Genomic DNA, 14,748 nt, shown 5'->3' on the forward strand with positions numbered 1-14,748 from the left:
AGCGGTGAATTGGACTTGTCTCAATCTACGCCGCGGCAGCAACCGAGACTGACCGCCAAATCATACAGAAAGTGACTGTTTCGTGGCGCTCAGGCAGCACTCTCTCGCCTCGTTCGGGAAGTAACGAACTCTCTTTTTGATTTTTGAGTATTAGTATCCCAACTCATAACAGCCAGGGAAACATGTAAATCAGATTCCGATAAATCAAGATACACAATAAATGAGTTATAACATCGGCCCCTACGATATTATGCGGCTTCAGAGTCAGCTTTCGGATTTCTTTGATCCATATGTTAATAAAGTAAATATAAATAACAGTTTACTTACGCAGATTGAAAAGACAGGTGAAGCAATTGATAGATTCTTCAGGGATGGAGTTATCGATTATACATATCCTGTGATGAATGTAGTGATCATTGGTAAAGCAATTAATTCAATCGAAGATTTGACAGTTGTCAAACCTGATGGCAGTCAGTGGGAGAAATCCATTGAAGAGATATATGCGAAGAAATTATTAACAGAAGAGAATCCGTGGAAAACGATTTACGAGATCGAAGTTGCCCAATCTTGTTACTCTGCGGGCCTGAATACGAAGTTGGTACACGAAGGCCAGGAAGCCGGACCTGATGTTCTGGTCTATTGTGGTGATAAGCGTGTAGATATCGAATGTAAAAGAAGGGACACATACGATACTAAGAAGAATTATGATTATAAACCGATTCGAGAAGAGATACTTTCTAATTTAGATATAGGAGACGATAGTTTTTTATTGAATTGACCGCAGATGGTCCATTAGAAGAACAAGCTGTTGAGTCCGTTATTGACCTTGCCGTCCAAGTTATCGAAAATAGAGAACCTGAAGCAACATGCGAAATCAATAAGATTGAATACAAAGTCAAATTAAAAGATTATTATCAGGGTCAAAAAATACTAGATATTTCTAAACAAGATATCGAAAGATGGTTCAATAATGAAATATTTAGCCCCGACGCTATCCAGGCGCTTTTATCAGCTTTCGATGAGGAGAAAATCAGTCCGGGATCACAGGTGGAAACTTCTATTAAATTTATAGAAGAAGGAGAAGTAATGACAAAGGGCGGAGCAGTTTTTGATTTCAACTTCCCCACTATAGATGAAAAGTATTACGATAGAATTATCAACACAACATTACGGTCCGGCCGCGAAGACTTGAAGGGACGATCGCCTTCAGTTCTCTTCCTCCATTTACCTGCGTACGAAACTGAAGATATGAGAAGATATTGTGTGCAAGAAGGCCAGTATGATCCTACTCCACAAATTCAGAGATTAGAGCAAAGGATTGAAGGCGAATTGAATCATTCGACGTCCGTCAATGCTGTCGTATTGAATATGACCTATTTTGCAACAAGAGAAAATTATTGTCAGATTGAACGTGCCTACAAGGTGTCTGAAAATCAATCACCCGATCGTCAACTACCGCAGGATTTTCGAAAATATCTTTCTGGAGACCTATTCAATTCAGAGCACATACGGGAGTTGAAATGATATACTAATTAATGTAGATATTCGGTCACCCAGATGCCGGAATTATTTTCATAGATTTTGCTAATCTCCAGATTATACCATTTAATTCTCCCCGAAGTAATTGTTATCCGGAGGAATAGTATAACCCACGTGACTGTGAATGTATCAGTAGTATGCCTGAATCGTTATTCAAGATCGGGGAAACCTATCACCGAGTGAACGATATTCACGAAAAGTACGGAGGCAACAGATACAGTGGGATCGCGCCCTGCTCGGACTATCCCTATGTTTTCATCTTTTTTGGAGAATCTGGTGAGTGGCATGGATATGATGATGAACTCACAGACAGTGGCATATTCTATTACACGGGTGAAGGTCGAGATGGCGATATGACCATGGATGGGAGAAACGCAGCGATTAGAAACCACAAGCAGAATCGTGACGAACTACACGTCTTCGAGAGCGAGGATGGAGCATGGCAAGTGACCTACGTTGGTGAGTACGAATACAGAGACCATCACCATCCCAGGTTGCCCGACAGAAACGATAAGATGCGAGATGCAATTCGCTTCGAGCTGGTGCCGGTTGGTGGACTTGAGATGGATGTCGGAACGAGAGATCTCGACGAGATCTCGACTGAAGAACTTCGCGAGAAAGCCGAGGACAGTGTAACGGGCGGGTCAAAAACAACGACAGAATCGACTTCGAGAACAACGTATCCTCGTTCAGAAGTCGTGAAACAGTATGCACTCCGGGTAGCAGATGGTGTTTGCCAGGGCTGTGGAGATGACGCACCGTTTTTAGATGAAGATGGAGATCCATTTCTAGAGGTGCATCACCTGCACCGACGGAGTGACGGCGGCGCAGATCACCCTAATAATGTAATTGCTTTGTGCCCGAACTGCCACCGCCGAGTCCACCACGGAAAAAATGGGGAAAAGTTCAATGAGGAACTCATTCAAAAATCTGAAGAGTGGTTAAGATAATATTATTGATGATTATAGTTTATAGTATGATAGATTCATCTACTCTCAGATTTATATAGAGCCATATTTTATTGTAATCATGGTCTCCGAACTGCTAAATTACATATCAACACAATTACCATCTATTTTTACTGGGCTCACGATGTCTATTTTTGGCATAGGTATTTACAAAATGGGTGATGGGTGGGTGTTCGCTTTTGGAAAGTTCCGAGGTAAATATACTGCTCTTGCTCTACTACTCTGTTCCTTGACAGCAGTGTCGTTGTTAACTCCATTTATTAACTCGATATGGGCATCGATTCTGCCAGATTTAGCTGAGTTCCAGATTGTTGGAGGACTCCTCGTATTCGGGATGATTGCTGTTAATGAAATCACAGGGTGGAATCATTTTGAACTAAAGTCGGGGATCGCGTATGCTGTTGGTATGTTACTAATATTTAGACCAGATCTCCCCTATATTTTGTTTCAGTAGATACGTCCGCTTCTCCACCAACTCCCGGTCATCTACAAGAATTTAATTAAACCACTTGTGGTAGTACAGTCATTGAATCCCACGAATATCCTCTGTTTCCGATGGCGTGTCTAAGTCTGTTTCTTCTGGCTCGGCCTGCATTGCTTCTGTGTATTCCTCGTAAGTTTCTTTATATTCTTGTTCCGTGATTTCTCCTGACCTGTATTGTTTTGTTGTCTCAACCATTCCTTTGGCTTCCGATATTTGCTCAGTCTCGATCTCCACAGCTGCACCACAAATGTCACACGCCAACCAATAGTCAGCCCTACCAATCGGGAGGATAGGTATCCAAAAAAGAGTTGCCCATCGCCGGGTTTTCATTAGATACCAGAGATTTTGATTTTGACAGTGGTCACAATATCCGGGTGAATTTATTCCGATGGTTTTCTGACGCTTAGGCCACCCGAAAATAATGAATCCAACCATAAAATAAGTACATGAACTGATATTGTATATAACTTGGTACAAGTATACTAACAAATTGTGTCCGCTTCTACACCAACTCCCGGACACTCGCGCTCGAAATTACCCTTCTTTTCGCCGCGACCGGGCCGAGTACCCCCACGATTCAGTGATTCATTTCCGGGTTACGAGTAGACCAGCCTGTATGAATCTCGAAAAACTAGTGTTCGTGCTTGTGCCAGCCGTTCTCCGGGGTGAAATGGAGCATATACTCGGAGCTGTCCATCTCGATAACGAGCGTCTCTATTCGTCCAGATTCGCCGGTATGAACGTGGTCGAAGGTATCGCTATTCTGTAACTCTTCGAACTCGTCGGCTGTAAGCGGTCGGTCGGGAAGAACATCGCTCAGGCTCATGGTTCACATCCTTGCGTGATCGGATTTAATTTTTCCTGTAGCTGATGCCGTCCGGGAATCCACCAACCCACTCGCGGCGATCACCTGCGTTGCAGACCGAAACCCTTCACGGAAGTGATAGCAGACACGAGAATCCATATTACGCTGGCGTGTCTACTGGAGCACATGGCACTCACACTGTACCAGCTGGATGGCTGTCCGTACTGCGAACGCGTTGCCGACAGACTCGACGAACTCGACGTCGAATACGAGAGTGAATGGGTCGAAGCGCTGCACTCCAAGCGCGACGAGGTCAAACGAGTGAGCGGCCAGCGCGGCGTACCGGTCCTGATCGACGAGACCCACGGCGTGACGATGGTGGAGTCCGAGCGGATTCTGGAGTATATCGACAAGACAGTTGCGAAGGCGGACTCGGCAAACGCATAGCTGCAGCGAACTGGTAGCCGAGCAGTGAAAATACACCCTCGCGTCAGAGAAAGAGCGCTCCCCCGGATCGATGTGATGGGTATTTATCCACTCGCCGGACACAGTGCAACCATGGCAATCCTCGTTGCGTACGACGGTTCGGAGCCCGCCCAGAAAGCAGTCGATCACGCTATTGCCGACCACGCGGACAAGGATATCATACTGCTCCGTGTCGTCGAGATCGCCGGCGGTGCGACCAGTGCAGGGTTCAATCTCATCAAAGAGAAACTCAAACAATCACGCGGAGAGGGGCCTGTCGAGATCCCCTCGCGAATCAAAGACAAGCTAGACGACGCCGATATCGAATTCGAGGTAGAGACGGCGTACGGAGAGCCAGCGAAGCAGATCGTCGAGTTCGCCGAAGAGAACGACGTCGAACAGATTCTCATCGGGAACCACGGCCGGTCCGGTGTCTCGCGGGTACTGCTCGGTAGCGTCGCCGAAAAGGTCGTCCGCCGGGCCTCGATGCCAGTCACTGTCGTCAGATAGAGCACTGTCGGTGGCGACCGCCGTTGCTACCCGTCGAATCCACAAAAAAGGCTACAACCGAATCCCGACTGTACTGGGATCAGTGTCGACCGCTTAGTCCGCAGCAGCAGTCCGGTCTGCCGTGCCAGCAGACACGTCGTCGAGGACCTTCCTGCTCGACAGAAGCAGGATACCGAAGCCGACCTTCGCCGTCAGATCGAGCACCATGAACCCTGCCGTCTCGATGTTGAGCGAAATCGCGCCGATGCCTTCGGTGCCGACGAGCCACCAGACTGGGTAGGCCAGCCAGATGGCGACGATGAGGTTGCGAAGCTGGGAGAACTTCGCGCCGACGTCGCTGCTGAACGACTCAGCCTGTTCGGATAGCGCCCCGAACAGGAAGTACAGCAACACGAGGAGCAGGGCCGTGCTGACGCCCCACCAGACGAGTCGAGCCGCTTCAGTACCGAGAAGGGCGATCGCCTCTGTCGACTCCGGACCCGGCAGATCACCGGTGAGCGTCGCGATCGCGCCCGTCCCGATCATCAGGACATCCAGGCCGACCAGAGCAGCGATCTGGTTACGGTTCGCCCCCGCAAGCAATGCGAGGTCGATCAACAGAAGCGGTGTCGTGAACAACCAGTCAGTGTACCGCGCCCAGTAGATGTCCAGTGTCTCGCCAGCCACTGTTATTTCGACTAACCCGAACCCGAGCGCCATCGCCAGGTAGTTCACGAACGCGATCGATGTGATAAATATCGTCACGATGTAAAACTCCTGGCGCTTCCTGTCTTTTACACCCCATCCCCGGCCGACGAAGTACAACGTCCCGAGGAGCATTCCTATTGTCCCGATCCACAGCCATATCTGCTCGCTGCCAGGTTGTGCCATGATACAGAATGACAGTTAGGAAAGAATGATGATAAATTACTGAACTTACCTGTAAGGGACTTATTTTCGCCTACTATAATTCGTAATTACGCGATTCACGACCTGAATGGCGAGACAATATCAAGGCTCGCAGAACGTATACGACTACTTATAAACAAATTGGATCAGTTCATTATTCTGGTGAATCGAATAGTGGCAGCCCCGCCCGTATCCAGGCAAACACCTGACTAGTAGGACATATCCACGAGAGAGACGATAGCGTACTACGCCAGACAGTTCAACTGGATTTCAGTACCGACGGCGGTCTTACGAAAATTTCGAGATGAAGGCCTCGCGCTTCAGCGTGGGGATGAAACCGACAAGTGAAAACTAGTCGACGAGGTTGCACAGCGTTCTGGTGTTTTATGTTCAATCAAAATGTAAGCCTGGCTAGACCGAGGCGCTCCAGCCGCCCGAGGAAACGGATAACATCGGGATTCGGGCCACGCTACGTCTGAACGAATCCCTTTCAGGCCGCCGTCGGTGGATTCCCACCCACGGTACCTCTGAATCCCATGCCGGGATAGGAGTACGGGCGGCTTGGTCTCGTCCTCATACTGTCGGCTGTACAAAACTGACAAATTGCGCCACCCCGGGGTGAGCCGAGCAGCGCGAGGCGATCCTCGTGAGCACTCGTTCTCACGGTGGTCGACTATCTTGACGAATGTATCGTCACCGGTATGAAACCCCCAGCGTGGGAAGCTTCGCCCTTTCGGCCGGAGAGGAGGTCAAGATTCCGCGGCTGTTTTCCAGGAATGTGCTGGGACCCAGTCGAGCATCTGTTCTGCCTTGGCCGTCGAGTACGCCGACGCCTCTCCCTCCACTGTGCAGTCTTCGGGGACGTCGCCGAACTGTTCGCGGATCAGGGCTTCGAGTGGTTCGCCGAGTGCGTTATCGGGCCCGACGCAGTTGAACGCTTCGTGGCCATCGAAATCGGCGGCCAGCGCCGCCTCGACGAGGTCGACGACGTCGCGGACGTCGACGTACGACCAGTAGTTGCCCGCGCCTGCATCCGGATTCTCGACGTACTCCGGATCACGACAGGGATACTCACCGGGCAGTTGTATCCAGGAGGGACGGAGTGAGGCGACAGAAATGTCGTCGCTGCGTGTCACCGTTTTTGCGATCTCCTCGGTGACGACTTTCGAGAGGCCGTAGGGATCCTCGGGTCGCAGCGCGTGCTCCTCGGTGATCGGCAACTCGTCGGGGACTGGTGTCTGCTCGGCGAAAAAGAAGCCGTACGCCCCATCGGAAGAGGCCTGAACCACATCTGCACCGATCCGGCCAGCAGCGGTGAGGACGTTGTACGCGACGAGCGTGTTGTTGCGGTAGAGTTCGACACCTGCGTGATTCCCAGCCACTGGAATCGCGGCCCAGTGGATCACCGCGTCGGGGTCGGTCGCAGTGAAGATATCGAACACTGCGCCGGCGTCGGTCAGATCGACTGCCAGATACTCCACGCCGTCGGTTCCACCGTCTTTCGGCCGCGCTCGATCCAGACAGGTAACCTCGTGACGCTCGGCCAGTCGGTCGACGATCCACTCGCCGGAGGCCCCACGGCCACCGGTGACAATAACGTCCATACGGATACAGGGAGAGCGGGGATCAAAGAAGTTGGCAGTTACTCCTCTTCGTCGTAGTGTTCACCCAGCGCCGCCGGAATCCGGGTCCGGCCGACGAACATCAACACCAGAATGACGACGATGAAGGGAAGCACCTGGAACAGTTGCTGTGGAACGTCGAGCGCGGCGATCTGCTGGAGGCGAAACTGGAGTGCGTCGAAACTCGCAAACAACAGAGCGCCCCCAACGGACGCGATCGGGTTGTAGTTCCCGAACAGGTAGGCGACGATACCGAGGAAGCCACGACCGCCGATACTCGTTTCACCGGCTCCGACGAATCGCCCGAGCTGGCCGAGCGTGAACCCCGCACCGCCGATCCCACAGAACACACCCGAGATCAAGATGCCCTTGTAACGCGTTCGACTCACGCTCACACCGGCAGTGTCCAGTGCTCTCGGATTGTCACCGCAAGCTCTGATGTACCGTCCCAACTGCGTCGACCGGAGCACGTACCAGCAAAGTGGTGCCGAGACGAGCATCAGGTACACCATCGGGGAGGCATCGAACAGTACGGGACCGAGGACTGGGATCTCGGAGAGAAGTGGGATCTCCCATGTCCCGAAGGTGCCGACAGAGGGGCTGTTGACACTCTCGAAGAGGATCAGCGAGACGAAGGGTGCGAGTCCGAGCGAGATGAGCCAGATCGCGAGCCCGGCGATCACCTGATTCGACTCGAAGCGGATGACGAACACTGCGAAGACGAACGCTGCACCCACGCTGACGAGGATCCCGGCAAAAAAGCCAGTCCACAGCGCCATCTGCGGAGAGACGCCAGCATCGGACAGCCTGACGACAGCGACGACGCTACTCAACGCCGAGAGGATTAGAAAGCCTTCGATACCGATGTTGATGACGCCCGTTTTTTCGGCGAAGATCCCGCCCATCGCTGCGAACGCCACCGGGACAGCAACCCGGAGAACGGCACTCGCATAGCCTGTATCCAGCAGTGCGTCGAGTATTTGCTCGCTCACGGAGCCTGGTGGCGCGACCGCCCGGGCGACGATCAGGGCGAGTATCAGACCGACGAATCCTCCGATCCATTTCCCGGCAGTACGGAGTACCTCGCCCATTAGTTACTCCCCTCGGTCTCGATGTCGATAACACCGCGTCTGTTCAGTCGTTTGCCCATCATGCGAAATAGTTCCGGCGTTGCGACCAGCAGGATGATCAACCCACGCAGGACTCCGACGAGTTCGCTCGGAATCCCGAGCTGGAACTGGATCGCCTGCCCGCCGCTCTGGAGCGCCCCGAAGAGCAGTCCCGACGGAAACAGCCCGAGTGGGTTGTTGCCCGCGAGAATCGAGACGGCGATCCCGTCGAAGCCAAGCGGTGGCGGCCCGGTCTGCCACCGACCGAGCACCATCAGCACGTACAGTGCGCCGCCGATCCCGGCCACGGCCCCCGCTGTCGTCATCGAAAATAGCGTCGTAAACCGCTCGTCGACGCCACCGAAGATGGCTGCCTTCTGCTGAGACCCCATCGCACGGAGTTCGTAGCCGACCGTCGTGCGCGTGAGGAGCCAGTAGGCAGCAGCGACGATCCCCAGCGCAAAGACGAAGACGGGCAAGGAAAAATCCGCGCTGTTCGCGAAAAACTGTGGGTTCAGTTCTGCGGCCTCGGGAATCGCCTCCGTCTGTGTCCCCTGGATCGATTCGTCGACGAAGTAGCGGTCGACGAGCACGAACGCGACTGCTGTGGCGATAAAGTTGAACAGCAATGTTGTGACGACCTCGTTCATCTCGAAGCGAACCTTCAGATAGCCGGGGAGAAAGCCGTACAGTCCCCCGACAGCCGCCCCGGCGAGGAGTCCAGTCGGAACGAGAACGATCCGCCCGACTGCTCCGCCGGGAACGACAGTTGCAACCCAGATGACGCCCACGGCTGCTCCCAGCGAGCCGAGGACAAACTGTCCCTGCGCACCGATGTTGAACAGTCCGGCTTTGTACGGAATCGCGAAGCTCAGCGCAGTGAACAGAAGCAGCGTCGTCCACCGGAGTGTCCGCGATATCTCGAAGTTGCCACCGAACGAGCCATCGAACATCACCAGCCAGACCTCGAGTGGGTTGTAACAGAACTCCACACCCATGATGTACAGCGCAGGTGAGCCACAACTGGCGACGGAGCCCGCCGCCAGAATGACGAGAACCCCGACGCCGATAGCGAAGATGACAGCCGCGATACTGACGAGAATCCGTTGCCCCGTCGAGAGCCGAACGATGGTCCCCAACAGTCCCTCGAACCGTTCTTTGAGTGGACTCATTGTGGTCCCACCGCCCGCTCTGTCTCGATCTGCTCGCCGGCCATCAACAGCCCGAGCTGTTCTTTGGACACCGATTCGGGATCGACGACGTCGGCGAAGGCCCCGTCGTGGAGGACGCCGATGCGGTCCGAAAGACTGGTCACCTCGTCCAGCGAGGCCGAGACCAGCAGGATGGCAACACCCCGATCCCGCATCTCGAGTAACTGGTCGTGAATAAACTCCATGCTCCCGACGTCGACACCGCGGGTCGGGTGGGCCGCGACGACGAGATCCGGCTCCCGCAGGAACTCGCGGCCGACGACGAACTTCTGCTGGTTGCCGCCGGAGAGCGAGCGCGCCAGCGCTTGCGGGTTCGGCGGGCGAACGTCGTAGGTCTCGATTATCTCCTCGGTGTGCTCCCGGACGGCGTCCCAGTCGATCTGTCGGCCGTCGCGGAACTGGTCGTCCCGCTGGCTTCCGAGGACGGCGTTCTGTACCAGATCGAAATCGAGCACCAGCGCTCGTTCCTGGCGCTCGCCTGGGATGTAGGACATGCCGAGCGCCATCCGCTCGCGCCGGGAGAGATCGCCGATCTCTCTCCCATCGATCGAGATATCCCCCGCAGTGTGTTCGCGGAGGCCAGTGATCGCCTCGACGAGTTCGGACTGGCCGTTGCCGTCGACTCCGGCCACACCGAAGATTTCGCCCCGGTGGACGGTCAGATCGACGCCACTGACCTTCTGGATGCCCTGATCGTTCGTCACCGAGAGATCGGAGACAGACAGCTGTGGATCACCGCGGTTGACGGGTTCCTTGTCGACGTTCAGGAGAACGTCACGGCCGACCATCTGTCTCGCGAGTTCGTCCTGTGTCGTCCCGGCCCCGTCGACTGTCCCGACTTTGCGACCGTCCCGGAGCACGGTAATCCTGTCTGCGACGGTCAGTGCCTCGTCGAGTTTGTGCGTGATGAAGATGATCGTCTTTCCCTGGGCTGTCAGCTCCTCGAAGACCTCGAACAGCTGGTCGGCTTCCTGTGGTGTGAGTACGGACGTCGGCTCGTCGAAGATGAAGATATCGGCACCCCGATACAGCGTTTTGACCACCTCGATACGCTGCTGGACACCGACGCTGAGCTCCTCGACAGGAGTGTGGATATCGTCCGCGATCCCGAAGCCGTAGCGGTCACTTAGTTCCCGGATATCTGCTTCGACGGCCCCATCGTCGATGGCGAGTCCACCGTACCGGATCGGTTCCCAGCCGAGCGCGATGTTTTCGAGGACGGTCATCGGATCGACGAGCGTGAAATGCTGGTGGATCATCCCCACACCGCGTTCGATCGCGTCCTGCGGCGTCTCGAAATCGACCGTCTCGCCGTCGATCCTGACTGTCCCCTCGGTCGGTTCGTACAGCCCGTAGAGGATGTTCATAAGCGTCGACTTTCCCGCACCGTTTTCGCCGAGCAGGACGTGGACCGACCCCTGTTCGATTTCGAGGTCGATCTGGTCGTTTGCGAGGACACCACCCGGAAATCGTTTCGTGATCCCGTCCAGGTGCACTGCGACACTCATGAGGGAATCTGTCTACTTGCCTGAGACACGTTGATCATAGTTGGTTCTCTCCGCGTGCTGTACAGCCCACCCGTCTCGTCAAGGTGTGCTGGGAACGTCGATCTCGCCGTCCGCGATCGCCTGTTTCGTCGCTTCGGCCTGGTCTTTGATATCCTGTGGGATCTCCTCACCGATCTCGACACCCCACGGCACCTCGAACCCACCCTGACCGGCGCTGAGTTCGAAGGAGACACCACCCTCGTACTCACCCTCGACGACGCGTTCGACCGCGTTGACGACACTCGTATCGACGCCTTTGATGATGCTTCCGAGGATGATATCGGAGAAATCCGAGGCGGTTTCGGACTGTCTGCTGTCTGCACCGAACGCGAACCGTCCGCGGTCCTGGCAGGCCTGGAACAGCCCCGACCCGCCGGCACCCGCGCCGTGGAGCAACACGTCGGCACCGCTGTCGATCATCGACACTGCGGCCTCCTCGACATCGCCGGGGTTGTCGAAGCCACCGACGTAACTCGTCAGCAGTTCGAACTCCTCGTCGACACTCTGTGCCCCGGCCCTGAACCCGGCCTCGAACTCCTGAACGGCCGGAACTTCGGCACCACCGACGAAACCGATGGTCGTATTCGATGGGTCGGTCGAGCCGCCACCGGCCGAGAACTCCATCGAGGAGAGTGTTGCAGCAGCCTCCCCGGCGATGTACGAACCCTCGTGTGCCGCGTAGACCCAGCTTTCGACGTTGGGTTTGTCCAGCACTGCGTCGAGCAACGCCCAGTTCTGGTCGGAATACTCGTCGGCATTTTCCTGCAGTGGCGAGACGTGTTCGAAGCCCAGACAGATGATGAGGTCGTAATCCGGATCCTCCGAGCGGGCAAACTGGTTCTGGAAATCAGCGAAATCGGCATTGCTCTGGGGTCCTGCGTCGTCGAAGCTGATATCGAACTCCTCTGCTGCCCTGTTGAGCCCCGCGTTCGCCGCATCACTGAACGACTCGTCACCAGTGCCACCCAGTGCATATATCATGGCAATATCATACTCTGCCTCGTCGCCGCCACCGCCACCGGTCGAACAGCCAGCCAGTCCGACCGTCAGTCCGACACCGCCAGCTTTCAGAACGTCACGCCGTGAGGTCATACTCAGACTCTCCAAGTGGAGAATTATATATCTTGCTACTGACGCATATATAACTGTCTGTATGCTGGCACTGCGAGGAAATAATGAAACTTTTCAATCACTAACGGAGGATCAGAAACTGCTATCGGGGTGTTCCCACTCCTCGTAGTAGGCCTGCTGGCTCTCGGTCAGCGACTCCGTCGAGAGTCCGAGCGTCTCGAGTTTCCGGTCCGCGACCGCTCTGTCCAGTCGATCCGGAATGTTGTACAGTCCGGGTTCGAGGTCGGTGCCGTCGGCGAGCATGTCGTAGGCGGCCATGAACATCATCGCGAAGGTGGTGTCCATCACTTCGGCCGGGTGACCCTGACTGTACGGCCCCGTCAGATTGACGAGTCGGCCCTCGGCGAGGAGATTCAGGTGCCGACCGTCGGGCATGTGATACCGGGTCACGCCCTCCTTGGGTGAACTGACGTCGTCGGCCATATCCGAGAGCGCGTCGAGATCGATCTCGACGTCGAAGTGGCCGGAGTTCGCGATCGTCGCGCCGTCGCTCATCTGCTCGAAGTGTTCGGCCCGGATCACCTCGCGGTTGCCCGTCGCCGAGATGAAGAGATCGCCAGTAGCGGCAGCCTCGTCCATATCCATCACGCGGTGGCCGTCCATGTGTGCCTGGAGGGCTTTTCTGGGGTCGACTTCGGTGACGATCGTCTGTCCACCCATCCCGCGTGCCTTGTTGGCGATGCCGCGCCCACAGTAGCCGTAGCCACAGACGACGATATCTTTCCCCGAGATCAGCGAGTTCGTCGTGATGGCGATGTTCGTCAGTGAGGACTCGCCGGTGCCGTGGACGTTGTCGAAGAAGTGTTTCATCGGCGTGTCGTTGACGCCGTAGACCGGGAACTCCAGAATCCCCTCCTCGTCCATCGCTTCGAGTCGTGTGATGCCGGCGGTCGTCTGCTCACCGCCGCCGATCACCGTCTCGGCGAGGTCTGGATGCTGTGCGTGGCATTTGGCGATGAGTTCACAGCCGTCGTCGAGGATGAAATCCGGCTCCTCGTCGAGCAGTTCGTGCTGGGCCTCGTCGAACTCCTCGTCGGTCATCCCCTCCCACGCGTACGCGGTGATCCCGTCGCGGCTGTCGAGTTCGTCGACGACAGCGCCGTGGGTACTCTGTGGCTCACTGGGCGCGAACAGTACCTCCGCGCCGGCGGCGTGGAGTGTCTCGATCGCGACGCCTGATTTCGCTTCGAGGTGTGAAGCGAAGGCAACAGTGTAGCCGTCGAGCGGTGCATCCTCACGGTACTCCTCCTGGAAGGATGCGAGAATCGGTGTGTGGTCACGTGCCCACGTGAGTGGACTCTCTTCGTGTGATGACATAGTTCTCACCAGCAACGCCGTTCGCATAAGTACTGCGTCTGATTCTGTCAGCTGGAAATATACTTGCGACAGTTTGGCCGAGTTTTTGTCCCCCCGGCGCGCAACTCCTGGCATGTCACCAGCCCCCAGGAGAGTCCTGATCGACACAGATACCGCCGGCGACGACGCACAGGCGTTGCTGTTGGCTGCGACGAGCGACCGGATCGACATCGAAGGTGTGACGATCGCTGCCGGCAACGTCGAGTTCGACCGGCAAGTCGAGAACGCCAAGTACACACTGGATCTGGTCGACAACGAGACCACCGTCTACGAGGGTGCGCGCAGCCCACTGCTCAAAGACCACGAGTTCGCCGAACAGATCCACGGTGAGGGCGGCCTCGGCGGCGATCTGTTCCCCGAGACCGGGATCGAGTCTGGAGAGCAGTATGGGGTCGATTATATCGTCGAGACAGTGCGGGCAAATCCTGGGGAGATAACACTCGTCTGTCTCGCCCCACTGACCAACGTCGCACTCGCACTGAAAAAAGAACCCGCGCTGAACGACCTCGTCGACGAGGTGTACGTGATGGGCGGCAACGTCCACTGGCCCGGCAACGATACCGCGACAGCCGAGTTCAACTTCTGGGTCGATCCGGATGCGGCCAAGATCGTCCTCGAACATATGGACGTGACACTGTTCGACTGGGGACTGTCGGTCAGGGACACCGCCTTCGAGTCGGCGTTTTTCTCGATGCTCCGGGCAGAGGACGACTCCGCGCTCGCTGACTTCTATCTGGAATGTACCAAAGTGGGTCGCGCGTATAACAGAGAGCACCGCGGGGGAGAGCGGACCGTCCAGCCGGATTCCTCGGTCGTCGCCGCGCTGATCGAACCCGATCTGGTCGAGGAAACGAGTCACTCCTACGTGACCGTCGACGAGCGGGAGGGGATCACGCGTGGCCACACGGTCGTCGACACCGGCGAGTGGGACCTCGGCGAGCCCCGGACGAGGGTAGTCGAATCGCTCGACAGCGATCTGTTCGAACGGATGATGCGGTCACTGTTGCTCCATGGTACACCGGACGATGTGCTGTAACTGATGGTGCCGTGAGCGCCCGCTCGGCGATCGTGACAGAACACAGATTCCGCGGGGATTTATTACGCACCCGCGAG

General features: G+C 55.8%; 16 protein-coding genes. 7 read left to right on the forward strand and 9 right to left on the reverse strand.

Annotated features, from left to right (window positions below; translation table 11 throughout):
• Window positions 1-220: 220 nt before the first annotated feature.
• From EOW68_RS03570 to EOW68_RS03585, 4 genes are all read left to right on the forward strand, one after another.
• Window positions 221-778, forward strand: a complete 558-nt coding sequence (locus EOW68_RS03570; protein ID WP_128223814.1) for a hypothetical protein — start codon at window positions 221-223, stop codon at window positions 776-778.
• On the forward strand, window positions 775-1,524 hold the full coding sequence (locus EOW68_RS03575; RefSeq protein ID WP_128223815.1) for a hypothetical protein: 750 nt from the start codon (window positions 775-777) through the stop codon (window positions 1,522-1,524). The genes EOW68_RS03570 and EOW68_RS03575 overlap by 4 nt, the downstream gene beginning before the upstream one ends.
• Window positions 1,525-1,676: 152 nt before the next feature.
• Complete coding sequence (locus EOW68_RS03580) at window positions 1,677-2,489, forward strand: HNH endonuclease signature motif containing protein (protein ID WP_128223816.1); 813 nt, start codon at window positions 1,677-1,679, stop codon at window positions 2,487-2,489.
• A 79-nt stretch (window positions 2,490-2,568) separates the two neighbouring features.
• Entirely contained in the window at window positions 2,569-2,961 is a 393-nt protein-coding gene (locus tag EOW68_RS03585; RefSeq protein WP_128223817.1) for a hypothetical protein, read from the forward strand.
• A gap of 69 nt (window positions 2,962-3,030) precedes the next feature.
• Here EOW68_RS03585 and EOW68_RS03590 read toward each other — a convergent pair whose 3' ends face one another.
• Together EOW68_RS03590 and EOW68_RS03595 are read right to left on the reverse strand one after the other, a co-directional pair.
• Window positions 3,031-3,426 (reverse strand): zinc-ribbon domain-containing protein, encoded by a 396-nt coding sequence (locus tag EOW68_RS03590; protein WP_128223818.1) that lies wholly within the window; start codon window positions 3,424-3,426, stop codon window positions 3,031-3,033.
• A 196-nt stretch (window positions 3,427-3,622) separates the two neighbouring features.
• Window positions 3,623-3,817 carry a DUF7964 domain-containing protein gene (locus EOW68_RS03595; RefSeq protein ID WP_128223819.1) on the reverse strand — a complete coding sequence of 65 codons (195 nt, stop codon included), beginning with the start codon at window positions 3,815-3,817 and terminating at the stop codon, window positions 3,623-3,625.
• A gap of 165 nt (window positions 3,818-3,982) precedes the next feature.
• Between EOW68_RS03595 and EOW68_RS03600 the strand changes: the two genes are divergently transcribed.
• On the forward strand, window positions 3,983-4,243 hold the full coding sequence (locus tag EOW68_RS03600) for a glutaredoxin family protein (RefSeq protein ID WP_128223820.1): 261 nt from the start codon (window positions 3,983-3,985) through the stop codon (window positions 4,241-4,243).
• A 111-nt stretch (window positions 4,244-4,354) separates the two neighbouring features.
• On the forward strand, window positions 4,355-4,771 hold the full coding sequence (locus tag EOW68_RS03605) for a universal stress protein (RefSeq protein ID WP_128223821.1): 417 nt from the start codon (window positions 4,355-4,357) through the stop codon (window positions 4,769-4,771).
• Window positions 4,772-4,864: 93 nt separating this feature from the next.
• Here the strand turns inward: EOW68_RS03605 and EOW68_RS03610 are convergent, their stop codons facing one another.
• The 7 genes from EOW68_RS03610 to EOW68_RS03640 form a co-directional block, all read right to left on the reverse strand.
• Complete coding sequence (locus tag EOW68_RS03610; protein WP_128223822.1) at window positions 4,865-5,641, reverse strand: bacteriorhodopsin; 777 nt, start codon at window positions 5,639-5,641, stop codon at window positions 4,865-4,867.
• A gap of 767 nt (window positions 5,642-6,408) precedes the next feature.
• Complete coding sequence (locus EOW68_RS03615; protein ID WP_128223823.1) at window positions 6,409-7,263, reverse strand: NAD-dependent epimerase/dehydratase family protein; 855 nt, start codon at window positions 7,261-7,263, stop codon at window positions 6,409-6,411.
• Window positions 7,264-7,301: 38 nt separating this feature from the next.
• Window positions 7,302-8,372, reverse strand: coding sequence for an ABC transporter permease (locus EOW68_RS03620; RefSeq protein WP_128223824.1), 1,071 nt, complete (start codon window positions 8,370-8,372; stop codon window positions 7,302-7,304).
• Window positions 8,372-9,562: an ABC transporter permease gene (locus EOW68_RS03625; protein ID WP_128223825.1), complete on the reverse strand. Its 1,191-nt coding sequence runs from the start codon at window positions 9,560-9,562 to the stop codon at window positions 8,372-8,374. Before EOW68_RS03625 ends, EOW68_RS03620 begins: the two co-directional genes overlap by 1 nt.
• Window positions 9,559-11,109 (reverse strand): ABC transporter ATP-binding protein, encoded by a 1,551-nt coding sequence (locus EOW68_RS03630; protein ID WP_128223826.1) that lies wholly within the window; start codon window positions 11,107-11,109, stop codon window positions 9,559-9,561. The genes EOW68_RS03625 and EOW68_RS03630 overlap by 4 nt, the downstream gene beginning before the upstream one ends.
• Before the next feature lie 78 nt (window positions 11,110-11,187).
• On the reverse strand, window positions 11,188-12,240 hold the full coding sequence (locus tag EOW68_RS03635; RefSeq protein WP_128223827.1) for a BMP family lipoprotein: 1,053 nt from the start codon (window positions 12,238-12,240) through the stop codon (window positions 11,188-11,190).
• A 111-nt stretch (window positions 12,241-12,351) separates the two neighbouring features.
• Window positions 12,352-13,596 carry an adenosylhomocysteinase gene (locus EOW68_RS03640; protein WP_128223828.1) on the reverse strand — a complete coding sequence of 415 codons (1,245 nt, stop codon included), beginning with the start codon at window positions 13,594-13,596 and terminating at the stop codon, window positions 12,352-12,354.
• A gap of 112 nt (window positions 13,597-13,708) precedes the next feature.
• Between EOW68_RS03640 and EOW68_RS03645 the strand changes: the two genes are divergently transcribed.
• Window positions 13,709-14,671: a nucleoside hydrolase gene (locus EOW68_RS03645; RefSeq protein WP_128223829.1), complete on the forward strand. Its 963-nt coding sequence runs from the start codon at window positions 13,709-13,711 to the stop codon at window positions 14,669-14,671.
• Window positions 14,672-14,748: the final 77 nt, after the last annotated feature.

Origin of the sequence: Halovenus amylolytica (genome assembly GCA_004015825.1) — an archaeon.
GTDB classification, from domain to species: Archaea; Halobacteriota; Halobacteria; order Halobacteriales; family Haloarculaceae; genus Halovenus; species Halovenus amylolytica.

Bases quoted from the DNA above. Each gene is read 5' to 3' on its own strand.
- EOW68_RS03570 (WP_128223814.1), top strand. From the start codon at position 221: ATGAGTTATAACATCGGCCCCTACGATATTATGCGGCTTCAGAGTCAG.
- EOW68_RS03580 (WP_128223816.1), top strand. From the start codon at position 1,677: ATGCCTGAATCGTTATTCAAGATCGGGGAAACCTATCACCGAGTGAAC.
- EOW68_RS03585 (WP_128223817.1), top strand. From the start codon at position 2,569: ATGGTCTCCGAACTGCTAAATTACATATCAACACAATTACCATCTATT.
- EOW68_RS03590 (WP_128223818.1), bottom strand. From the start codon at position 3,426: ATGGTTGGATTCATTATTTTCGGGTGGCCTAAGCGTCAGAAAACCATC.
- EOW68_RS03595 (WP_128223819.1), bottom strand. From the start codon at position 3,817: ATGAGCCTGAGCGATGTTCTTCCCGACCGACCGCTTACAGCCGACGAG.
- EOW68_RS03600 (WP_128223820.1), top strand. From the start codon at position 3,983: ATGGCACTCACACTGTACCAGCTGGATGGCTGTCCGTACTGCGAACGC.
- EOW68_RS03605 (WP_128223821.1), top strand. From the start codon at position 4,355: ATGGCAATCCTCGTTGCGTACGACGGTTCGGAGCCCGCCCAGAAAGCA.
- EOW68_RS03610 (WP_128223822.1), bottom strand. From the start codon at position 5,641: ATGGCACAACCTGGCAGCGAGCAGATATGGCTGTGGATCGGGACAATA.
- EOW68_RS03615 (WP_128223823.1), bottom strand. From the start codon at position 7,263: ATGGACGTTATTGTCACCGGTGGCCGTGGGGCCTCCGGCGAGTGGATC.
- EOW68_RS03620 (WP_128223824.1), bottom strand. From the start codon at position 8,372: ATGGGCGAGGTACTCCGTACTGCCGGGAAATGGATCGGAGGATTCGTC.
- EOW68_RS03625 (WP_128223825.1), bottom strand. From the start codon at position 9,562: ATGAGTCCACTCAAAGAACGGTTCGAGGGACTGTTGGGGACCATCGTT.
- EOW68_RS03630 (WP_128223826.1), bottom strand. From the start codon at position 11,109: ATGAGTGTCGCAGTGCACCTGGACGGGATCACGAAACGATTTCCGGGT.
- EOW68_RS03635 (WP_128223827.1), bottom strand. From the start codon at position 12,240: ATGACCTCACGGCGTGACGTTCTGAAAGCTGGCGGTGTCGGACTGACG.
- EOW68_RS03640 (WP_128223828.1), bottom strand. From the start codon at position 13,596: ATGTCATCACACGAAGAGAGTCCACTCACGTGGGCACGTGACCACACA.
- EOW68_RS03645 (WP_128223829.1), top strand. From the start codon at position 13,709: ATGTCACCAGCCCCCAGGAGAGTCCTGATCGACACAGATACCGCCGGC.